This is a genomic window from Actinomycetospora sp. 2LY8.5, from assembly GCF_057180585.1.
The window spans coordinates 57,719-79,134 of the sequence record NZ_JBXUHE010000009.1; the positions used below are offsets into that span (position 1 = coordinate 57,719).

Annotated in this window: 18 protein-coding genes and 1 riboswitch; of the genes, 5 read left to right on the top strand and 13 right to left on the bottom strand. The window is 75.1% G+C overall.

What is annotated here, in order from left to right:
* The first annotated feature begins 263 nt into the window (after positions 1-263).
* From AC2A1K_RS13260 to AC2A1K_RS13270, 3 genes are all read left to right on the top strand, one after another.
* The gene (locus AC2A1K_RS13260; RefSeq protein WP_483896774.1) at positions 264-662 is read left to right on the top strand and encodes a hypothetical protein; all 399 of its coding nucleotides are present in this window, start codon (positions 264-266) and stop codon (positions 660-662) included.
* Between the two features lie 109 nt (positions 663-771).
* A complete protein-coding gene (locus AC2A1K_RS13265; protein ID WP_483896775.1) occupies positions 772-1,263 on the top strand; it encodes a universal stress protein in 492 nt (163 codons plus the stop codon).
* 1 nt (position 1,264) lies between these two features.
* Positions 1,265-2,770 (top strand): bifunctional aminoglycoside phosphotransferase/ATP-binding protein, encoded by a 1,506-nt coding sequence (locus AC2A1K_RS13270; RefSeq protein WP_483896776.1) that lies wholly within the window; start codon positions 1,265-1,267, stop codon positions 2,768-2,770.
* 15 nt (positions 2,771-2,785) lie between these two features.
* On the opposite strand, the gene AC2A1K_RS13275 is transcribed toward AC2A1K_RS13270, so the two are convergent.
* Both AC2A1K_RS13275 and AC2A1K_RS13280 read right to left on the bottom strand, forming a co-directional pair.
* Positions 2,786-3,904, bottom strand: coding sequence for an acetate/propionate family kinase (locus tag AC2A1K_RS13275; RefSeq protein WP_483896777.1), 1,119 nt, complete (start codon positions 3,902-3,904; stop codon positions 2,786-2,788).
* Positions 3,901-6,330: a phosphoketolase family protein gene (locus tag AC2A1K_RS13280; RefSeq protein WP_483896778.1), complete on the bottom strand. Its 2,430-nt coding sequence runs from the start codon at positions 6,328-6,330 to the stop codon at positions 3,901-3,903. Before AC2A1K_RS13280 ends, AC2A1K_RS13275 begins: the two co-directional genes overlap by 4 nt.
* Before the next feature lie 200 nt (positions 6,331-6,530).
* On the opposite strand from AC2A1K_RS13280, the gene AC2A1K_RS13285 reads away from it, so the two are divergent.
* Positions 6,531-8,300, top strand: a complete 1,770-nt coding sequence (locus AC2A1K_RS13285) for a GAF domain-containing sensor histidine kinase (RefSeq protein ID WP_483896779.1) — start codon at positions 6,531-6,533, stop codon at positions 8,298-8,300.
* A 12-nt stretch (positions 8,301-8,312) separates the two neighbouring features.
* On the opposite strand, the gene AC2A1K_RS13290 is transcribed toward AC2A1K_RS13285, so the two are convergent.
* The 6 genes from AC2A1K_RS13290 to AC2A1K_RS13315 form a co-directional block, all read right to left on the bottom strand.
* Positions 8,313-9,260, bottom strand: a complete 948-nt coding sequence (locus tag AC2A1K_RS13290; RefSeq protein ID WP_483896780.1) for an Acg family FMN-binding oxidoreductase — start codon at positions 9,258-9,260, stop codon at positions 8,313-8,315.
* Positions 9,260-9,745: a CBS domain-containing protein gene (locus tag AC2A1K_RS13295; RefSeq protein WP_483896781.1), complete on the bottom strand. Its 486-nt coding sequence runs from the start codon at positions 9,743-9,745 to the stop codon at positions 9,260-9,262. The genes AC2A1K_RS13290 and AC2A1K_RS13295 overlap by 1 nt, the downstream gene beginning before the upstream one ends.
* The gene (gene cydD, locus AC2A1K_RS13300) at positions 9,742-13,125 is read right to left on the bottom strand and encodes a thiol reductant ABC exporter subunit CydD (protein WP_483896782.1); all 3,384 of its coding nucleotides are present in this window, start codon (positions 13,123-13,125) and stop codon (positions 9,742-9,744) included. The genes AC2A1K_RS13295 and cydD overlap by 4 nt, the downstream gene beginning before the upstream one ends.
* Complete coding sequence (gene cydB, locus AC2A1K_RS13305; RefSeq protein WP_483896783.1) at positions 13,122-14,153, bottom strand: cytochrome d ubiquinol oxidase subunit II; 1,032 nt, start codon at positions 14,151-14,153, stop codon at positions 13,122-13,124. The genes cydD and cydB overlap by 4 nt, the downstream gene beginning before the upstream one ends.
* A gap of 12 nt (positions 14,154-14,165) precedes the next feature.
* Positions 14,166-15,617: a cytochrome ubiquinol oxidase subunit I gene (locus AC2A1K_RS13310; protein ID WP_483896784.1), complete on the bottom strand. Its 1,452-nt coding sequence runs from the start codon at positions 15,615-15,617 to the stop codon at positions 14,166-14,168.
* A 117-nt stretch (positions 15,618-15,734) separates the two neighbouring features.
* Complete coding sequence (locus AC2A1K_RS13315) at positions 15,735-16,253, bottom strand: hypothetical protein (RefSeq protein WP_483896785.1); 519 nt, start codon at positions 16,251-16,253, stop codon at positions 15,735-15,737.
* Positions 16,254-16,401: 148 nt separating this feature from the next.
* Positions 16,402-16,466: riboswitch (Fluoride riboswitch) on the bottom strand.
* Positions 16,467-16,579: 113 nt separating this feature from the next.
* Here AC2A1K_RS13315 and AC2A1K_RS13320 point away from each other — a divergent pair.
* Positions 16,580-17,218: a response regulator gene (locus AC2A1K_RS13320; protein ID WP_483896786.1), complete on the top strand. Its 639-nt coding sequence runs from the start codon at positions 16,580-16,582 to the stop codon at positions 17,216-17,218.
* 96 nt (positions 17,219-17,314) lie between these two features.
* On the opposite strand, the gene AC2A1K_RS13325 is transcribed toward AC2A1K_RS13320, so the two are convergent.
* From AC2A1K_RS13325 to AC2A1K_RS13345, 5 genes are all read right to left on the bottom strand, one after another.
* Positions 17,315-17,782 carry a CoA-binding protein gene (locus tag AC2A1K_RS13325; protein WP_483896787.1) on the bottom strand — a complete coding sequence of 156 codons (468 nt, stop codon included), beginning with the start codon at positions 17,780-17,782 and terminating at the stop codon, positions 17,315-17,317.
* On the bottom strand, positions 17,779-19,137 hold the full coding sequence (locus tag AC2A1K_RS13330; protein ID WP_483896788.1) for an O-acetylhomoserine aminocarboxypropyltransferase/cysteine synthase family protein: 1,359 nt from the start codon (positions 19,135-19,137) through the stop codon (positions 17,779-17,781). The genes AC2A1K_RS13325 and AC2A1K_RS13330 overlap by 4 nt, the downstream gene beginning before the upstream one ends.
* Positions 19,138-19,292: 155 nt before the next feature.
* Positions 19,293-19,694, bottom strand: a complete 402-nt coding sequence (locus AC2A1K_RS13335) for a hypothetical protein (protein WP_483896789.1) — start codon at positions 19,692-19,694, stop codon at positions 19,293-19,295.
* A gap of 15 nt (positions 19,695-19,709) precedes the next feature.
* Positions 19,710-20,204, bottom strand: coding sequence for a GNAT family N-acetyltransferase (locus AC2A1K_RS13340; protein ID WP_483896790.1), 495 nt, complete (start codon positions 20,202-20,204; stop codon positions 19,710-19,712).
* A gap of 55 nt (positions 20,205-20,259) precedes the next feature.
* Positions 20,260-21,402, bottom strand: a complete 1,143-nt coding sequence (locus tag AC2A1K_RS13345) for an acyl-CoA dehydrogenase family protein (protein WP_483896791.1) — start codon at positions 21,400-21,402, stop codon at positions 20,260-20,262.
* Positions 21,403-21,416 lie beyond the last annotated feature (14 nt).

The following is a 21,416-nucleotide window of genomic DNA, read 5'->3' on the forward strand; positions in this document are numbered from 1 at the left end:
CCCGGGGCTGTTCCCGACCACACTGTCACCCGGTGACACCAGAACTGGGCTTTTCGAGTGAGCTCAGCGCGGCAGCGCCGACGGCGCTCCGTCTCCCGGTCGATCTCCCACGACGACCGCCTGGGGGTCGCGCTGCTGGTCCTGCGCGAGGGCCCGCGCGGAGCTGAGCGTCCTCGGCCAGGCCCTCACCCGGCTGGACGCAGTGGTGAGCGCGACCGCGCCTGCCGTGATCGGATCCGGGTCACCACCACCACGGAGGACCCATGTCCCACACCGCGACCGGACGGTCCGGCTCGGCGCCCGCCGTGCTCACCGCCCTGCGGATCACCGCGACGCTGACCGTCGTCGTGCTGCTGTGGCAGTTCGTCACCGCCGGCGGGTTCGTCGAGCAGAGCGGCGGCGAGGCCGCCGAGAGCCTGCACGCGACCGGGGCGATCGTCCTGCACGTCGTGGCCGGGCTGGCGATGGTCGCCGCGGCGGTGCTGTGGCGGGCGGGCGCGGTGCTGTGGCCGACGGTGCTCGCCGCGGTGGTGTTCGTGCTGACGTTCGTGCAGGCCTACGTCGGCAGCCACGGGCCGCTTTCGGTGCACATCCCCGGCGCGATGGTCCTGACGGTCGGCGCCGTCGTCGTCGCGGCCTGGTCGTTCGCCCCCGGAGGGTAGGGACTCTCGTCCCAGCGGCCCTGCCCAGCAGGTCCCTGCTCCCCGACCACCCGCGCGCGGAGGCTGGGACCCGAGCGGCCGGGAGTGCCGCCGGAGGAGAGGGACTCGGATGAGCCTGGTGAACGACGCCGCGGCCGGAGCGGGCACCGTCGTCGTCGGAGTGGACGGTTCGGAGCACGCGCGGGTGGCGCTCGACCGCGCCCTGCGCGAGGCGTCCCGGATGGGCGTCGGCGTCACCGCGGTGACCGCCACGACACCGCCGGATCTCTGGGCGGTCGAGCTCGGCGCCCTCGCCCCCGACCTCGCCGAGATCGACCGCGAGGTCCGCGAGGCGCTGCGGAAGACCGTCGACGGCGCGGTGGCCGCGGCGACGGCGGACGGCCTGGAGGTGCCCGAGGTGAAGCTCGTCGTCGGGGCCGGCGCACCTGCCGACGTGCTGTGCCGTGTCGCCCGCGACGCCGAGCTGCTCGTGGTGGGCCACCGCGGCCGCGGTGCCCTGGCCTCGCGGCTGATCGGCTCGGTCGGGCTGGGCGTCGTCGTCCACGCGACGTGCCCCGTGCTGGTCGTCCGCGTCCCCGAGACCGTCCCGGCGGAGTCCTGACGTGGCGCCGGGAGCCCCCGGCGGCACCCTCGTCGTCGGGGTCGACCGGCCCGCCGCCGTCACCGAGACCCACGTCGCGACCGTCGTGTTCCTGGGCGACCACGTGTACAAGATCAAGAAACCGGTCCGGACGGGCTTCCTCGACTTCCGCACCCGCGAGGCCCGGGAGCACGCCTGCCGCCGCGAGGTCACGCTGAACCGCCGGCTGTGCCCGTCGGTGTACGAGGGCGTGGCCGACGTCGTCGGACCGGACGGCCGGCCGTGCGACCACATCGTCGTCATGCGGCGGATGCCCACGGAGCGCCGCCTCGCGGCGCTCGCCACCGGCGGTGCGCCCGACGACGAGGTCCGCGACCACCTGCGGACCCTCGCCCGCCGCCTCGCGGTCTTCCACGCCGGCGCCCACCGCGGCGCGGAGATCGACGAGGCCGGACGCCGCGAGTCCGTCGCCGACGGCTGGCGGGGCTGCCTCGACGGCCTGGCCCCCTTCCGCGGCGAGGTGCTCGCCCCCGCGGTGCTGGACGCCGTCGTCGCGGACGCCGAGCGGTTCGTGGCCGGGCGCGGCCCGCTGTTCGACGACCGTGTCGCCGACGGCCGCGTCGTCGACGGGCACGGTGACCTCATCGCCGACGACGTGTTCTGTGTCGAGGACGGCCCGCAGCCGCTCGACTGCCTCGAGTTCGATGACCACCTGCGCCACGTCGACGGGCTGGACGACGCCGCGTTCCTCGCGATGGACCTCGAGCGGCTCGGACGCCCCGACCTGGGCGAGCACTTCCTGCGCGCCTACGCCGACTTCGCCGCCGACCCGGCGCCGGAGTCGCTGCGGCATCACTACACCGCCTACCGCGCCGTGGTGCGCTGCCTGGTCGCTTGCCTGCGCAGCGCCCAGGGCGACGAGGCGTCGGTCCTGGCCGCGCGGCGCCTGCTCGACATCGCGCGCACCCACCTGCAGGCCGCCGACGTCCGCCTGGTGCTCGTCGGCGGGCTGCCGGGCGTCGGGAAGTCGACGGTGGCCGGGCGGCTCGCCGACGCCACCGGGTGGGTGCTGCTGGCCAGCGACCGCGTCCGTCACGAGGTGCTCGGCCCCCCGGCCGGGGACACGGCCGGGGACACGCACGGGGGCACGGACGGGCGCTACGACGACGCCGCGGTGGGCACGGTCTACGACGAGCTGCTGCACCGTGCGAAGGTGCTGCTGAGCCGCGGCGAGACCGTCGTGCTGGACGCGTCGTGGACCGACCCGCGGCGCCGGGCCGCGGCGCTCGGCCTCGCGGCGCGGACCCACGCGCGCCCGGTGGTGCTGCGCTGCACCGCGCCCGCCGAGGTCGCGGCCGAGCGCATCCGCCGGCGCGCGCCCGGCTACTCGGACGCGACGCCCGAGGTGGCGGCAGGCATGGCCGCGGCGCGCGGCGACGGACCGTGGGAGGGCGGGGTGGACGTCACCACCGACGGCGACCCGGCTCTGACCGTGCGGCACGCGCTCGCGGCGGTCGGGTACCGCTGACCGGGACCGACCGGCTCAGGCGTCGGCGCCGAGCACCGCCCGCACGCCGTCGGCGATCACCCGGTCCTCGCGGGCGTGCACGACCACGGTCCGCGCGACGGCGCCGGGGGCCGAGACGTCCCCCTCGGCGCCGCCGACCACGCCCGCGTCGACGTCCGGGTCGAGGGCCAGTCCGAGGAAGCCCAGGCCCTCCACGACGCGGCGTCGCAGGGTGGGGGCGTTCTCGCCGACGCCGCCACTGAACGCGAGGACGTCCACGCCGCCGGCGGCGGCGGCCATCGCGGCGAGCTGGGCGCGGGCCCGGTGCACCCACACGTCGACGGCGAGCTGCGCCTCGGAGTCCCCGTCCCCGGCGGCGGTCAGGACGCGGCGCATGTCGGCCTCGCCCGCCAGGGCCAGCAGGCCCGAGGCGTGGTCGAGGGCGTGATCGACCTCCGCGACGGGCACACCCGCGCGCAGCGTCAACCAGGCCACCGCGGACGGGTCGAGGTCGCCGCAGCGGGTCGCCATGACCAGCCCGGCCGTCGGGGTGAAGCCCATCGTGGTGTCCACCGACCGTCCTCCCAGCACGGCGCAGGCGGACGCGCCGGAGCCCAGGTGGGCGACCACCACCCGGAGGCCTGCCGGCGGGCGCCCCAGCATCCGGGCGGCCCGCGCGGACGCCCAGGCGTGGGCGAGGCCGTGGAAGCCGTAGCGGCGAACCCCGAGCTCGGCGCGCCACCGCCGCGGCACCGCGTAGGTGCGGGCGGCCGCCGGCAGGGTCGCGTGGAACGCCGTGTCGAAGCAGGCGACCGACGGCACCCCGGGGAGCGCGCCGGCCACGGCCCGGAGCCCCGCGACCGCCGGCGGCTGGTGCAGCGGTGCGAGCACGGTCAGCCGGTCGATGCGCTCGAGGACGTCCGGGTCGACCACGACCGGCGCGGTGAACTCGGCCCCGCCGTGCACCACCCGGTGCCCCACCGCGTCGACGCCGCCCGCCTCGTGGGCCAGCCGCGCCAGGGATGCCTCCAGCGCGCCCGCGGCGGGCTGGCCGTGGGGCGCGGACAGGTCCGCCCGGTGGGCGACCGCACCGTCGTCCTCCACCACCCGGAGCTTGACGCTGCTGGAGCCCGCGTTGACGACGAGGACCCTCATCCGGCGGGCGCCCCGCGCACGTCGGCGAGCGGGTCGGGCTCCTCGGGCCACACCCAGTCCCGCACGTCCGGCCGGTCCTCGCCATGCCGGCGGGTGTACTCGCGGCACGCGAGCCGCTCGTCGGCCATCTGCTGGCGCAGGGCCGAGTGGCGCACGGCGAGCCCCGGCACGCGGTCGATCACGTCCATCACGAGGTGGAAGCGGTCGAGGTCGTTGAGCATGACCATGTCGAAGGGCGTGGTCGTCGTGCCCTCCTCCTTGTAGCCGCGCACGTGCAGGTGGGCGTGGTTCGTGCGCCGGTAGGTCAGGCGGTGGATCAGCCAGGGGTAGCCGTGGTAGGCGAAGATGACCGGCTTGTCCGGGGTGAACAGCGCCTCGAACTCGCGGTCGGGCAGTCCGTGCGGGTGCTCCGACGGGGTCTGCAGGCGCATCAGGTCGACCACGTTCACCACACGGACCCGCAGGTCGGGCAGGTGGCGGCGCAGCAGGTCGACCGCGGCGAGGGTCTCCAGCGTCGGGACGTCGCCCGCGCACGCGAGCACGACCTCGGGCCCGGTGCCGTCGTCGCTGGACGCCCACTCCCACACCCCGAGCCCCCGGGTGCAGTGCGCGACGGCCGCCTCCGCGTCCAGCCACTGCGGGGCGGGCTGCTTGCCGGCGACGATCACGTTCACGTAGTCGCGGCTGCGCAGGCAGTGGTCGGCGGTGGACAGCAGGGTGTTGGCGTCCGGCGGCAGGTAGACGCGGACGAGCTCGGCCTTCTTGTTCACGACGTGGTCGATGAACCCCGGGTCCTGGTGGGAGAAGCCGTTGTGGTCCTGGCGCCAGACGTGGGAGGTCAGCAGGTAGTTCAGCGACGCGACGGGGCGCCGCCACGGGATGCCGCGGGTGACCTTCAGCCACTTCGCGTGCTGGTTGACCATCGAATCCACGATGTGGATGAAGGCCTCGTAGCAGGTGAACAGCCCGTGCCGGCCGGTGAGCAGGTAGCCCTCGAGCCAGCCCTGGCACATGTGCTCGGAGAGCATCTCGACCGCGCGACCGGACGGGGCGAGGTGGTCGTCGCCCTCGACGATCTCGCCGGTGAACTGGCGGGCGGTGACGGCGAAGACGTCCTGCAGACGGTTCGAGGCGATCTCGTCGGGGCCGAAGAGCCGGAAGGTCTCGGGGTTCTGCCGCACGATCTCGCGCACCCAGCCCCCGAGGACCCGGGTGGCCTCGGCGACCGGCCCGCCGGGCCGGTCCACCTCCACGGCGTGGGCGCGGAAGTCGGGCAGGCGCAGATCGCGCAGCAGCTCGCCGCCGTTGGCGTGCGGCGTGGCGCTCATCCGCCGGTCGCCGCCGGGGTGCAGCGTGGCCAGCTCGGGGCGCGGGCGGCCCGCGTCGTCGAAGAGCTCCTCCGGGCGGTAGGAGCGCATCCACCGCTCGAGCTCGGCGCGGTGTCCCGCGTCCTGGTGGGTGCCGGCCAGCGGCACCTGGTGCGCCCGGTAGGTGCCCTCCACCGGCACGCCGTCGACCGCCCGCGGGCCGGTCCACCCCTTCGGTGTCCGGAGCACCAGCATCGGCCACCGCGGGCGGCCGACCGGCCGGCCGGCCGTGCTCGCGTCGGCGGCGTCACGCCGCAGCCGGGCGATCTCGTCGACGATCTCGTCCATGGTCGCGGCCATCCGACGGTGGACGTCGGCGTGGTCCTCGTCGAGCCCGGCCTCCACCAGGTAGGGCCGGTGGCCGTACCCGGTGAGCAGCGCCAGCAGCTCGTCGGTCGGGATCCGGGCGAGCACCGCCGGATTCGCGATCTTGTAGCCGTTCAGGTGCAGGATCGGCAGCACCGTCCCGTCCTGCACGGGGTGGAGGAACTTGTTGCCGTGCCAGGCGGTGGCCAGGGGGCCGGTCTCGGCCTCGCCGTCGCCGACGACGCAGGCCACGAGCAGATCGGGGTTGTCGAACGCGGCGCCGTAGGCGTGGGCCAGCGAGTAGCCCAGCTCCCCGCCCTCGTGGATGGAGCCGGGGGTCTCCGGGGCGACGTGGCTCGGGACGCCCCCGGGGAACGAGAACTGGCGGAAGAGGGCGGCCATACCCTCGGCGTCCTGGGGCACGTGCGCGTACCGCTCGGAGTAGGTGCCCTCGAGCCAGGTCGCGGCCACGACGGCGGGGCCGCCGTGCCCCGGGCCGGAGACGAAGAGCGGGTCGAACCCGCCGCGCCGCGCGACGCGGTTGAGATGGGCCCAGACGAAGGTCTGGCCCGGAGTGGTTCCCCAGTGCCCGAGCAGGCGGGGCTTGACGTGCTCGGCGGTCAACGGTTCCTGCAGCAGCGGGTTGGCCCGCAGGTAGATCTGGCCGACGGCGAGGTAGTTCGCCGCCCGCCACCAGCGATCGAGCAGGTCGAGATCGTCACGGGGGCCGTCGGTGGGATCGTCGGAGGGCACGGACCCAGCGTGTGGGTGCGCCCGCCCGGCGACGAGGGCCGGAAGTCCTCATCGGGCCGGGCCCGCACGTCCCTTCGACCGGCGCCGCCGGCGGGAGAACCTGGCCACCGCGGGCGGCGGCGCCCCCGCCGGCGACGCCGGTCGGGCGACGTCGGTCCGTTACGTTGGGGACGGCGACGCGGGAGGCGGACGGGAGGGCCATGACGAGCGGCGCGTCCGCGGACGGGAGCCGGAACTGGGACCCGGCGTCGGAGGCGGCGGCGCGGTCCGATCCCTCGCGGCTGCCCCTGCGCGATCTGCTCGACGAGGTGTCCACGCGGGTCGAGGCGCTCGGACGCACCCGGGACCGCACCGAGGGGCTGCTCGACGCCGTGCTGGCCGTGGCCGCCGGGCTGGATCTGGACACCACCCTGGACCGGGTGGTCCGGGCGGCCGCCGACCTCGTCGACGCCCGCTACGGCGCCCTCGGTGTGCTGGCCGCCGACCGTCGCTCGCTGGCCCGGTTCGTGCACGTCGGCGTGGCCGACTCCGTGCGGGAGCGGATCGGGCGCCTGCCGCACGGCGAGGGTCTCCTCGGTCGGCTCATCGCCGACCCGCGTCCCCTGCGTCTCGACGACCTGTCGACGCATCCCGCGTCGGTCGGCTTCCCGTCCGGGCATCCCCCGATGGGCTCCTTCCTCGGCGTCCCCGTCCGGGTGCGCGGTGAGGTCTTCGGCAACCTCTACCTGACCGAGAAGCGCGACGGCGCGTTCACCGCCGACGACGAGGCGGTGGTCTCCGCCCTCGCCACCGCCGCGGGGGTCGCGATCGACAACGCCCGTCTGTACGGGCGCACCGCGACGCTGATGCACGAGGCGCAACGCAGGGAGCGCTGGCTCGAGGCCACCGGGGAGATCACCACGGAACTGCTGCGCGGCACCGATCCCGCCGAGGCCCTCGCTCTCGTCGCCCAGCGAGCCGCCGAGCTCTCCGACGCCGAGTGCGCCCTCATCGTCGAGCCCGATGCCCCGCCGGGCTCCTCGTCCGACGACGACGCGACCATGACGGTGACGGCGTCGGTCGGGATGGAGGACGCCTTCCCGGTCGGGCTGCGCGTGGCGACCCGCGACTCGCCGCTCGGTGTCGTCGCCGCCTCGCGCGCACCACGGCGCGAGGCGGCTCTGACCCTGTCGGACGCCGAGGACGCGCTCGGCCCGGCGCTCGTGCTCCCGCTGCGCGCGGGCGACGAGGTGTCGGGTGTGCTGGTCACCGGCAGGCGGTCCGGGGCGGCGGAGTTCGACGCCGGCCAGCTGCCGGTCGTCGCCGCGTTCGCCGACCAGGCCGCCCTCGCCCTCGCCCTGGCGGTCAGCCGCCGCGCCGAGCGCGAGCTGGACGTCCTCGCCGACCGCGACCGGATCGCCGCGGACCTGCACGACCACGTCATCCAACGCCTGTTCGCGGTCGGTCTCGGCCTGCAGAGCGCCCAGCGTCGCGCGGGCGGCGGCGACCTCGCCGACCGGATCTCCGATGCGGTCGACCAGCTCGACCAGGTCGTGCGTGAGATCCGCACGAGCATCTTCGACCTCCACGCCGACGCCGCCGGTCGCCCCGGTCTGGGAGGACGCATCCGCGCGGCCGTCACCGAACTCACCGCCCACGGGACGGTCCGGCCCGTGGTGCGCGTGACGGGGCCGGTGGACGTCGTGTCCGACGTCCTGGCCGACCAGGTGGAGGCCGTCGTCCGGGAGGGAGTCAGCAACGCCGTGCGGCATGCGGGTGCCGCCGGTGTCGTGGTCACCGTGTCGGTGGGTGACGAGCTGGTCGTCGACGTCAGCGACGACGGACGCGGCATGCCGGAGGCGGTCGCCCTGTCGGGCCTGCTCAACCTCGAGCGCCGGGCGCGGGCCCACGGCGGCGACCTCACCGTCACCGGCCGCGAGCAGGGCGCCGGGACCCGCCTCGTCTGGCGGGTCCCGCTCCCCGTGTCCTGAGGGCTCGCGCGCTCAGCCGACCGGCCGGCGCGGGCTCGGGACGTCGTCGCCCGCTCGCGGTCCCAGCCGCAGCACCGCCTGGGGCCACAGCGCCCCGCCGAGCAGCGTGCGCAAGGCGTCGCGCACCGACGCGACCTCCACCGGCGGCGCGACGAACGACGCGCCGAGACCGTGCACGGTCGCGGTGAGCAGGACGCGCTGCAGCGCCTGCCCGGCCTGCAGGTGGGCCAGCGGCAGGTCGTGGGCGGTCGCGAGCACGCCGATCAGCGCGTGCCGGTCGGGGCGGTCGGTCTCGCCCACGCCGCCGGTGAGATCGCGAACGCGCCAGGGGTCGTCGCGCGGGGGTCGTGGGCCGGCGACGGTGGCCGCGACGCCGTCGAGTGCGTCGTCGTCGCGCCCGGTCCAGGACTGCTGTTCGGCGCGCCAGGCCGGGTCGGCCTCCTGGATCCGCGCGGCGTCCGCGACGAGGCCGGCGACCGCGTCGCGCTCCGCGGGCGTCGCGATCCAGTACAGCCAGCTGCGCTCGGCCTCCGCCGCCCGGCGGAGCTCCGCCCGCGTCGCGGCCCGGACCTCGGTCTCACCGAACGCCCGTCGGTGCGTGTGGCGCCGACCGACCGCCGCGGCCAGCGCCTGCTCGACGGGATCGGGCGGCAACGGGCTGCCGACCCGCAGGCGGGCGAAGGACCAGGGGTCGGTGGGGTCGGGCAGCAGGCGCACGTGGGTACGTCGACCCTGGGCCCGCACGGCCAGGCGCATGGTGGCCAGCGCTGCGCCGCAGGCCAGGCGGAGCTCGCGGTGGTCGGGGTCGGTGACCGGCAACGCCCGCGTGGGGTCGCCCCGTACCTCGAAGGTGTCGGGCGGGTCGGCGCGCAGGATCCAGGGCTGGGTGTTGTGCCCCGAGGGCGCGCGGGCCCCGGCGGCCAGGACGTCGAGCACGGCCGACGGGGACAGGGCGGCCATCACGACCGGTGCTCCGTGCCGGGTGGGCTCGTGCCCTCGCCGGCCGCGATCCCCCCGGCCCCGATCCCCCCGGCCGCGATCCCCCCGGCCCCGATCCCCCCGGCCCCGGCGCCGACGAGGGCGCGCAGGACGTCCGTCGCGGTGACGATGCCGACCAGGCACCCGTCCTCGACGACCAGCGCGGCGTCGCAGCCGCCGCGCAGGACGGCCCGGGCCATCGATCGGGGCGCCGCCCCGGCGGCCACGCGCGGCACGTCGGTCCGGACCAGCCCGTCCACCGGACCGTCGGCGCCGGAGGTCCCGACGAGCACGAGGTCGCGGTCCACCAGCAACCCGACGCACACCGCGTCACCGCCGGAAGGACGGGTCACCAGCGGGAGGTGACGGACCCCGTGGCGGCGCATGGCGGCCAGCGCCTCCCCGTGCGTCGTGCCCGTCGGCAGAACGATCACCGGTGTGGACACCCGGAGGGCCGCGGCGCTCATGTGGTCACCCGCTGCCCCGCCCGGGCACCGAGCCGCAGCACCGGCAGACCGGGGAACTCGTCGGGCCGGTGGCTCACGACCAGCATCGTGCGGTCCTGCCCGGCGACGAGGAGGTCGGCGCACAGCGCGTCGGCGGTGGCCGGATCCAGGTGGGCGGCGGGTTCGTCGAGCACGAGCACCGGGCGATCGGCCAGCAGCGCCCGGGCGACGCCGAGACGCTGGCGTTCGCCGCCGGACACCACGCCGCCGTGCTCGCCGAGCGAGGTGTCGAGGCCGTCGGGGAGCTCCGCGAACCAGGCGCCGAGGCGGGCCCGGTCCAGAGCGTCGACCAGGTCGTCGTCGCTCGCGTCGGGCCGCGCGAGGAGCAGGTTCTCGCGCAGCGTGGAGTCGAACAGGTGGCTCGCGGGCCCGCACCACGCCTGTCGGGAGCGCACGTCGTCGCCGTCGTGGCGCGCGACGTCGACGCCGTCGACGGTCGCCCGCCCGGCCCGCACGGGCAACGTGCGGGCGAACGCCGCGAGCAGCGTGCTCTTGCCGGCCCCGGACGGGCCGGCCACGACGAGCCCGCCGCCCGGCGCGACGTCGAGGTCGACGCCGTGCAGCGCGTCGGTCGTCGCACCGGGCCAGCGGACGGCGAGAGCGTCGGCACCGAGGTGGTCGCCGGCGCCCACGCCGACCGGCCGGGACGGGTCCACCACCGGCGCCGGCGCCGTCTCCAGCTCGACCAGCCGGCGCATCGCGGGGCCAGCGGTGGCGAGCCGGGTCGCCGCCTCGGGCAGCCCGGCGACGACGTCGGAGCACGCCAGGGGCACGAGCGCGAGCACCGCGAGCGCGGTGCCCGCGAGCCCGCCGGACGCGAGGGCAGCCAGTCCCAGCGCCGTCGTGACCGCTGCGGTGACGCCCAGCGCGAGCACCCCGAGCCCGGAGCCCAGGCCCGCGGAGAACGCGGCGCGCCGGGACACGGCGGTGAGCCGGTCGTCGACCGCGGCGAGCGCGCGGCGCCGGTCCTCGGCGGCGCCGAAGGCGACGATCTCCCCGGCGGCCTCGAGGGTCTCGGTGGTGGTGGCCAGCACCTCGCCGCGCAGCCCGGCCGTGCGCGCGGCGGCCCGGCGGACCGCCCACAGCGCGAGAGCGGGCGCGGCCACGCCGGCGACGAGCAGACCGACCGCGAGCGCCAGCCCGGCGGCGGGCAGCACGAGCGCCAGCGCCGCCGCGGCCGCCACGGCCACGAGCGCGGCCCGTGCGGCGGGCAGGGCCACGCGCACGACGACGTCCTCGGCCGCGTCGACGTCGCCGACCAGGCGGGCGAGCAGGTCCCCGCGCCGCCGTCGCGCCGTGACGGCCGGTCCGAGGCGCACGAGCGCGGTCCAGAGCCGCACGCGCAGGTCGGCGCCGAGGCGCAGCGCCGCGTCGTGGGCGACGAGCTGCTCGCCGTAGCGCAGGACGCCGCGGGCCAGCCCGAAGGCGCGCACCGCGACGATCGCGACGATCAGCGTCAGCACGGGCGGGTGCAGCGCGGCGGTGGAGATCAGCCAGGCCGACGTGCCGGTCAGCGCGACCCCGCAGGCCACCGCCCCCGCGCCGAGCAGGACCGCCAGGGCCCAGTGCCCCGCGCGCGGACGCAGCAGGCGGGCGAGCCAGCGCCCGGTGCCGACGGGGTGGGCGGGCGTCGCGAGGTCCGCGACGGACGGGACCGGGACCGGGGCGCGGCGGACCGTGGTCGGCGGCCGAGCGACGGCCGCCGCGGGACGGGAGTCGGTGGAGCGGTGCGGCACCGTGACCACCCGGTCGCAGAGCTCCAGCACCGCGGCGCGGTGGCTCACGACGACCGCGCTGCGCCCCGCCAGCACGCCGGGCAGGGCCGCGAGGATCGCGCGCTCGGTGTCGGCGTCGACGCCTTCGGTCGGCTCGTCGAGCAGCAGCAGCGGGCGGTCGGCGAGCAGCGCGCGGGCCAGCGCGACGCGGCGGCGCTGTCCGGTGGACAGGCCGGCGCCGCCGTCGCCGACGGGGGTGTCGAGCGGGACGTCGAGGGCCGCGGCACGGGCCGCCGCGTGGAGGTCGGCGAGCGACGCCGTGGACGACCCCAACCGCAGGTTCGAGGCCACCGTGCCCGCGAGCAGCACCGGGCGTTGCGGCACCCACGCGACGCGGTCGCGCCAGGACGACGGGTCGATCGCGGCGAGGTCGACGCCGCCGACCTCCACCCGCCCGTCGTCGGGGCGGCGGGCGCCGCGCAGCAGGTCGAGCAGGGTGGTCTTGCCGGCGCCGCTCGGGCCGGCGACGCCCACGACCTCGCCCGGGGCGACGTCCAGCGAGAAGCCGGTGAGGACGGGATCGCCACCGCGCCCGGCGACCCCGGCCTCCCGGACGCGCAGCGCGACGCGGCGCGGATCGGGGGCGGGACGGCGGTCGCCCGCCGCGAGGGGTGGGAGCTCGAGGACCGCGAACGCCTCCTGCGCGGCGGTCAGTCCGTCGAGGCTGTCGTGGAACCGGGCGCCGACCGCGCGCAGCGGCAGGTACACCTCCGGCGCCAGGACGATCACGAGCAGCGCGGTGTGCAGGTCGAGATCGCCGTGCACCAGGCGCAGCCCGACGGCCACCGCGACCAGCGCGACCGACAGCGTCGCCAGCAGCTCGAGCGCGAGCGCGGAGAGGAACGCGACACGCAGGGTGGCCATGGTGGCGGTGCGGTGGCGCTCGGCGATCTCGCGCATCCGCCCGGTCTGGCGGCGGGCACGGCCGAACGCGACGAGCACGTCGAGACCGGCGACGAGGTCGAGGAAGTGATGCCCGAGGACGGCGAGGGTGCGCCGGCGCCGCTCGACGTCCCGCTGGGTGTACATCCCGATGAGGATCATGAAGACGGGGATCAGCGGGACGGTGGCGGCGATGATCACCGCGGAGAGCCAGTCGGCGCCGAGGATGCGTGCCCCGACCGCGAGCGGGACGACCGCGGCCACGAGCAGGGTCGGCAGGTAGCGGCGCACGTAGCCGTCGAGGCCGTCGACGCCGTGGGTCGCGAGCGTGGCGAGCCGGCTCGGGGCGGGCAGGCGCGGGTCGTCGGGGCCGAGCTCGAGGGCCTTCGCGACGAGTCGCCCGCGCAGGCCGGCCACGACCGACGCCGCGGCCCGCGCGCCCGCGACCTCACCGGCCCCGGCGAGCAGCGCCCGTCCGACGACGACGGCGAGCAGCGCGGCGAGCACCCCGCCGAGCGCGGCGAGCGTCTCCCCGCCGAGGAACCCGCGCGTCACCGCGGTCGCGATCAGGTCGGCCTGGACGACGACCAGGGCCGCGGTGGCGATCCCGACCGCGGCGCAGAGCACCACGTGCCGGCGCACCGGCGCGACGTGGCGCAGCAGCCGGGGGTCGAGGGGCTTCACGCGTGCTCCTCGGCCTGGGCCGGGGCGGGCGACGTCGGGATGTGCGCCCGGGTGATCCGCTGGCGGAACACCCAGTACGTCCAGCCCTGGTAGCAGAGCACGATCGGCGTCATGACCGCGGCGACCCAGGTCATGATCGTCAGCGTGTACGGCGTCGACGCGGCGTTGGTGGTCGTCAGGCTGAACGCCGGATCGATCGTGGAGGGCAGGACGTCCGGGTAGAGCGCGGTGAACAGGAACGCCGTGGCCGCGACGATCGTGCCCGCGGTCAGCGCGAAGCCCCATCCCTCGCGCCCGGCGCGGGTGGCGAGGATGCCGCCGACGAGCGCCAGCGCGGCCACCAGCCCGAGCACCGCGGTGACGGCGTCGGCGCCGTGGTCGAGCCAGGTCCACAGCAGGAACCCGGCCGCCACCGGCACCGCGCCGAGTCCGAGGCGGACGGCCAGCGCGCGGGCGCGGGTCCGGATGTCGCCGTCGGTCTTCAGGGACAGGAACACCGCGCCGTGCAGCAGGAACAGCAGCAGGGTCGTGAGGCCGCCGAGCAGGGCGTAGGGGTGCAGCAACGTGAGCAGGCTGCCGACGAACTCGTGGTCGGCGTCGAGCGGGACACCGCCGACGATGTTGCCGAAGGCCACGCCCCAGAGCAGCGCCGGGAGCGCCGAGCAGACGACGATCACCCAGTCCCACCGCGCGCGCCAGCGAGGCGAGTCGACCTTGCCGCGGTACTCGAAGGCGACCCCGCGCCCGATGAGCGCGACCAGGACGAGCAGCAGCGCGAGGTAGAACCCGGAGAACAGGCTCGCGTACCACTCGGGGAAGGCCGCGAACGTCGCGCCACCGGCGACGATCAGCCAGACCTCGTTGCCGTCCCAGAGCGGGCCGATCGTGTTGATCATGATGCGACGGTCGGTGTCGTCGCGGCCGAGGACCCGCAGCAGCGCGCCCACGCCGAAGTCGAACCCCTCGAGGACGAAGTAGCCCGTCCACAGGAGCGCGATGAGCAGGAACCAGACGTCGGTGAGTGCCATCTCTCCTGCTCCTCAGTAGGCCACGGCGAAGGGGCGGTCGGCGTCGTCGGGATCCGCGCTGTTGCGCGGGGACACCGCCTCGGGGGGTGGAGCGGGAGCCGGGCCCGCCTTGACGGTGCGCACCAACAGCCAGCCCTCGATCACGGCCAGGACGCCGTAGAGCAGGGTGAAGACGATGAGCGAGGTCAGGACCGAACCGAGTCCGACGGACGGCGAGACACCGTCGGCGGTGCGCAGCTGCCCGTAGACGACCCAGGGCTGCCGGCCCATCTCGGTGAAGATCCAGCCCATGGAGTTCGCGAGCAGCGGCAGCGCCATGGACAGCAGTGCGACGCGGGCGAACCAGCGCGGGGGCACACGGTGTCGACGGTCCGGCTCCGCTGCGCTCCGTGTCCGATCCCGACGGCCGAACCACAGCGCGCCCACCGCGACGAGGGCCGCCAGCACCCCGAAACCGATCATGAAGCGGAACGTCCAGTAGGTCACGGGGATCATCGGCCGGTAGTCGCCGGGCCCGTAGCGCGCCTCCTCGTCGCGCTGCACGTCGTTGATGCCCTCCACGGTGCCGTCGACCGAACCCGTGGCCATGTAGCTCAGCACGCCGGGCACGCGCACGCTCCACAGCTCCTGGGAGCCGTCGAGGCTGCCGATCGTGAACAGCGAGAACGACGCCGGCGCGCTGGTCTCGTAGAGCGCCTCGGCCGCGGCCATCTTCATCGGCTGCTGCTCGGTCATGATCTTGGCCTGGATGTCGCCGCTGACGATCACGGCGACGCTCGCGACGATCACCGTCCAGGCGCCCAGACGCATCGCCGGGCGGAAGAGGGCGTCCTCGCGCCGACGCGCCAGGAACCAGACGCTGATGCCCATGACGGCCGCGCCGGCGACGACCATCGCCGCGGTCAGCGTGTGGGCGAACGTCACCAGGGTGGTGTTCTGCGTGAGCACCGCGGCGAAGTCGTTCAGCTCGGCGCGCCCGGTCTCGGGGTTGATGTGGTAGCCGACGGGGTGCTGCATCCAGGAGTTCGCGGCGAGGATGAAGTACGCCGAGAGCACGGTGCCGATCGCGGCCAGCCAGATGCAGGCGAGGTGGATGCACCGGGGCAGCCGGTCCCACCCGAAGATCCACAGGCCGAGGAACGTCGACTCGAGGAAGAACGCGACGAGCCCCTCGATCGCCAGTGGTGCACCGAAGACGTCACCGACGAAGCGGCTGTAGTCGCTCCAGTTCATGCCGAACTGGAACTCCTGGACGATGCCGGTGACCACGCCCATCGCGAAGTTGATCAGAAACAGCTTGCCGAAGAACTTCGTCGCCCGCAGCCAGTGTTCGGACCCGGTGCGGTGCCAGACCGTCTGCATCACGGCCACCAGCAGCGACAGGCCGATCGTCAGCGGCACGAACAGGAAGTGGTAGACCGTCGTGATCCCGAACTGCCATCGGGCCGCATCCAGTGCCGACACCGCTCGCCTCGCTCGCCTCGTGGTGGTGATGACGGCGTCCAGCCTCGGCGCAGGCGGAGATCCCCGGTCAGGTCCCCGAGGTCCCCGGTCGCGGGGACCCTGGTCCCTGATCGGTCCTCACCGGGCGCACACGGCCGCGGTCACGGTCGGGACGTCGGCCCGTCCGAGGGCGCGGCGGGTCCGTGCGACGGCCGCCGCCAGCGCCGCGCCCAGCAGCGCGTCGCGATCGTCCGCTCCGGCCAGGGCCGCGGCCGCCCGCTCGAACACGAGGTTGCGGTCGACGGTGGCCAGGGGCCATCCGTGCCCGAGCCGGTCGAACCACGGGTCACGGGCCACGGCCGCGAGCTCGCCGTACACGACGGCGCGCACCACCTCGTGGTCGCGGAGCCCGCGGCCCCGGGTGCCGATCAGCGCCGGGGCCAGTCCCGCCAGCCCGGGACGGGCGGCGTCGCCCACCGCGTCGTTCACGCGGCGGGCGAGCCAGCCCAGCAGCGGGTGGGTGCAGCGCGGGCGGTCGCCGAACCGGCATCCGGCCAGCACGGAGACGTACTCCATCAGGCAGGCGCCCTCGGCCGGGCTGCGGTGCTTCCCGCGGGCGAGCGTCGGCAGGCTCTGCGGCAGGGATGGCGTGGTCATCGGTCGTGCCTCTCGGTCGGGCCCGCCCCGTCGGCGGGCGACGGGGTCGTCACTGCGCGCGGCGGGGGCGCACGAGGTGCGGGCCGGCGACCATTGCCGGTCCGTGGTGAGGGCGAAGAGCGGGCATGCGGCCTCCTGCTCGGTCGGAACCGACACAGGGACCGTCAGCAGGGAGACCTGCGGTTGAAGGCGAGTCCCATCGCCTGGGCCGACGGTAGACCCGCCGGGGGCGCAGCGACACCCCTCAGCGACACCCCTCAGCGACACCCCTCAGCGACACCCCTCGACGACGCCGGGAACCGGGACGGGCGCCTAGGCTCATCGGCGTGATCCGTGTGTTCCTCGTCGACGACCACGAGGTGGTCCGAAGGGGCGTGGCCGGCCTGCTCTCCGACGAGCCCGACATCGAGGTCGTCGGGGAGGCGGGCACCGTCGCCGAGGCGGTCGTCCGCATCGAGGCCGTCCGCCCCGACGTCGCCGTGCTCGACGTGCGCCTGCCCGACGGCAACGGGGTGGAGCTCTGCCGGGACCTGCGCTCGCGGCGTCCGGAGCTGGCGTGCCTGATGCTCACCTCGTTCACCGACGAGCAGGCGATCCTCGACGCGGTGCTCGCCGGCGCGTCCGGCTACGTCATCAAGGACGTGCGGGGCAGCGACATCGCGACCGCGGTCCGCGACGTCGGGTCCGGACGCTCGCTGCTCGACCACCGGGCGGCCGCGGTGCTCATGGCCAAGCTGCGCACGCCGCCCGAGGCGCCGGACCCGACCGCCGAGCTGACCCCGCAGGAGCACGCGGTGCTCGAGCTGATCGGCGAGGGCCTGACCAACCGGCAGATCGGCGAGCGGCTGTTCCTCGCCGAGAAGACCGTCAAGAACCACATCACCCGGCTGCTCGCCAAGCTCGGTCTCGAGCGCCGGGTGCAGGCCGCCGTGCTCGCGACCGAGGTGCGGCGCAAGCGAAGCTGAGCGGGATCGACCGACGGTCAGCGGCACCCCGACCACGACCAGCAGCGCGATGCCGGGCACGAGCCCGCTCGCGAACCCCGCCGCCGCGGCCCCGGCTCACCGGCGCCGGGAGGTGATCACCCCGGTGTCGAACCCGGCCAGGTGCAGCCCCCCGTGGAAGCGGGCGTGCTCGACCTTGAGGCAGCGGTTCATCACCACCGTGAGCCCGGCCGCCTCCGCGCGCTCGGCGAGGGCCTCGTCGTAGAGCCCGAACTGCGTCCAGAACGTCGAGGCCCCCACCGCGATCGTCGCGTCCAGCACCTCGGGCAGGTCCTCCTGGCGGCGGAAGACGTCGACGAGGTCCGGGACCACCGGCAGCGCGTCGAGCGACGGGTACACCGGGTGCCCGAGGATCTCGCGCGCGTTCGGGTTGACGAAGTACATCTCGAGGTCGGTGGAGAGCAGGTAGGTCGCGACGAAGTTCGACGCCCGCGCCGGGTTCGGCGAGGCGCCGACCATGGCGACGGTCGTCGTCCTGCGCAGGATCGCCTGACGCTCCTGCGCCGACGGCGGGGTCCAGCTCACGCGCCCTCCTTCTCGACGGGTCGAGCTCCGCTGCGCTCCGTCTCCTTCGTGGCCTCGGTGAGCGCCTGGTCGAGGTCCCACAGGATGTCCTCGGGGTCCTCGATACCGACGCTGATGCGGATCAGATCGGGCCGGACGCCGCCTTCGCGCAGCTGGTCGGCGGTGAGCTGTTGGTGGGTGGTCGAGGCCGGGTGCAGCACGAGCGTGCGGGCGTCGCCGATGTTGGCGAGGTGGCTGCACAGCTGCACCGACTCGATGAACCGGCGCCCGGCGTCGCGCGCGGCGGTCTCGCCCTCCGACGCGCCGCGGACTCCGAAGCTGAACACCGCGCCGGGCCCCTTCGGCAGGTAGCGCTGAGCCCGCTCGTGGTGGGGGTGGCTCGGCAGGCCGGCGTAGCTGACCCACGCGACGCGCTCGTCGGCCTCGAGCCACTCCGCGACGCGCTGGGCGTTCGCGACGTGGCACTCCATGCGCTGAGGGAGCGTCTCGATGCCCTGCAGCAGCAGGAACGCGGAGTGCGCGCTGAGGGTGGCACCGATGTCGCGGAGCTGCTCGGATCGGATCTTCGTCAGGAAGCCGTACTCCTGGAAGTTGCCCCACCACGTCAGCCCGCCGTACGACGGGATCGGCTCGGTCATCTGGGAGAAGTTGCCGTTGCCCCAGTCGAACCGGCCCGACTCGAGGATCACGCCGCCGATGGTGGTGCCGTGGCCGCCGAGGAACTTGGTCGCCGAGTGGATGACGACGTCCGCGCCGTGCTCCATCGGCCGGCAGAGGTACGGCGTCGCCATCGTCGCGTCGATGATCAGCGGCAGGCCCCGGTCGTGGGCGACCTCGGCCAGCGCGGCCACGTCGGTGACGGCGCCGGACGGGTTGGCGACGATCTCGGCGAACAGGAACCGCGTGCGGTCGGTGATCGCGGCGGCGAAGTCGGCGGGGTCGTCGCCGGGCACGAACGTGGTGTCGACCCCGAAGCGGCGCAGGGTGACGTCGAGCTGGGTGACCGTGCCGCCGTAGAGCGCCGACGACGCGACGATGTGGTCGCCGGCGCCCGCGAGCGTCGCGAAGGTCAGGAACTCCGCGGCCTGCCCGGAGCCCGTGGCGACCGCCCCGAGCGCGCCCTCGAGGCTCGCGAGCCGCTCCTCGAACGCCGCGACCGTCGGGTTCGCGATCCGGCTGTAGATGTTGCCGTACTTCTGGAGCGCGAAGAGGTTCGCGGCGTCGGCGGTGTCCTCGAAGACGAAGCTCGTCGACTGGTAGATCGGTACGGCGCGGGCCCCGGTGGCGGCGTCGGGCACGGCGCCCGCGTGCACCGCGCGCGTCCGGAAACCCCAGGGACGGTCCTGTCCTTCCACCCCGCCGTTCTACCGCACCGGCGCGGCGCCGGCTGCGCTCAGACCGTGAGCGTGCCGAACCTGGCCTTCGGCGAGGCGTTCCAGGCGTGGATCGGGGCGAGGGCGCGCTGCCCGCGACGAGCGTGAGGAGCCCCGCGCGGGGGTCGGCGCCGTGCTCAGCGGAAGTAGTCGTTCGCGGGCGCCTGGAAGGAGAAGATGATCGCCGCGATGATCAGCACGGCCTGGACGAGGCCCACGACCGTCGACAGCACGCCGACGGTGACGCCGAGACCCGCGGTGAGCAGCACGCCGACGACGGTGAAGACGGCGGACACCCCGCCGAGGACGGCGAGCGCCAGGCGGGCCCAGCTCTCGCCCTGCCGCATCCGCAGCGCGAGGTAGACCAGCGCGGCGAGGAAGAGCAGCCCGATGACGACGCCGACGATCCCGCCGGCGGCGAGGAGGCCGTTCGGGACGGTGGCCGACGTCGCGAGGGAGAACACGCTGCCGAGCACGCCGACGACGACGGCGGCGATCCAGAGCTGGAAGGAGCGCTGGACGGAGGTCGGCGCGGTCACGGGCGACACGGTAGATCAACCGGCCGATCCGGCGAGGTCCCGCACCCAGCGCCAGACCGGGCCCTCGTCCGGGTCGGTGACCTCGCCGTCGCGCACGAACCCGTGGCGGCGCAGGACACGGGCCGAGGCGTTCTCCTCCGGCCGCGTGTGCGCGCGGACGCGCCGGACCCCGCCGCGCGTGGCACGGTCCAGCCACAGCCCGACCGCGGCCGTCGCCACCCCGCGGCCCTGCTTGGCGGGCGCGACCGAGTAGCCGATCTCGACCTCGCCGTCGGTCGGCGGGCCGGTGAACCCGCCGAGCCCGACGACCTCGGTGCCCTCGACGATGAGGTGGGCGAACCACCTCGGGTCGACACCGCCCTCGAGCGCGATGACGGTGGGCTCGAGCGCGTCGGGGAAGGCGAGGTAGCCGTCGACCAGCGTGAGCCCGAAGCGCTCCGCGAACGCCTCCGGCTCGGTCATCAGCGTGACCGCCTGCTCCGGCGGCAGCGGCCGGACCTCGACTCCCATGTGAGCGATTTTCTGCCCTATAGCCCGGGAAATCGCTCACATACGCCGAACGGCCCTACATGCCGTGCATCTTCGCGATCACCTGGAGCATCACCTCGTCGGCACCGCCGCCGATCGAGGTGATCCGCATGTCGCGCAGGAACCGCGCGGTCCACGTCTCCTCGATGTAGCCGAGACCGCCGTGGTACTGCAGGCAGGTGCGGGCGACGTCCTCGCAGAGCCGGCCGATCGCGAGCTTGGCGATGGTCGCGAACCGCGACGTGTCCTCGCCGCGCATGAAGGCCTCGGCGCACGCGTAGTTGTAGTGCCGGCACATGTCGACGCGGGCGTAGAGCTCGGCGAGCTGGTAGCTCAGGTACTGGTTGGTGATCAGCGGGCCGCCGAACGCGTGCCGCTGCCGCAGGTAGCTCGCGGTCCGGTCCAGGGCCCGCTCGCAGGCCCCGACCCGGCCGTAGCAGGCGACCATCCGCTCGTTCTGGAACTGCGCCATCTGTTGCTGAAAGCCGCGGCCCGCGCGCCCGATCGTGTTCGCGACCGGCACCCGCGCGCCGTCGAACGACAGCTGCGCGGTGTCCGAACAGCGGTTGCCCAGCTTGTCGAGCGTGCGCGACACCGACACCCCGGGCGTGTCCGTCGGGACGATGATCTGTGACATCCCCCGCGCGCCCCCCACGTCGGAGGTGCGCGCGAGCAGGCACAGCCAGTCGGCCTGCACCCCGTTGGTGATGTAGAGCTTCGAGCCGTGGATCACCCACTCGTCGCCGTCGCGGACGGCCCGGGTGCGCAGCCCGGCGACGTCCGAGCCGGCGTCGGGCTCGGTCACCGCGATGGCGGTGACGTGCTCGCCGCGGATGGCCGGGGCGAGGTAGCGCTGCTTGAGCTCCTCCGACCCGAAGCGGGCCAGCGACGGCGTCGCCATGTCGGTCTGGACGGCGATCGCCATGCCGACGCCGGCGGCGTCCGCCCGCCCGATCTCCTCGGCCAGCACCACCGAGAACAGGTGGTCGGCGCCGCCGCCCCCGTACGCCGGGTCGTACTCGAGACCCAGGAAACCCAGGTCGCCGAGCTTGGCGAACAGCTCGTGGGTGGGCATGCGTCCGTCGCGCTCCCACTGGTCGACGTACGGGTCGATCTCCCGCTCGACGAAGGTCCGGACGGTCTTGCGGAACGCCTGGTGCTCCTCGGTGAACGCGACCATCTACGTCACTCCTC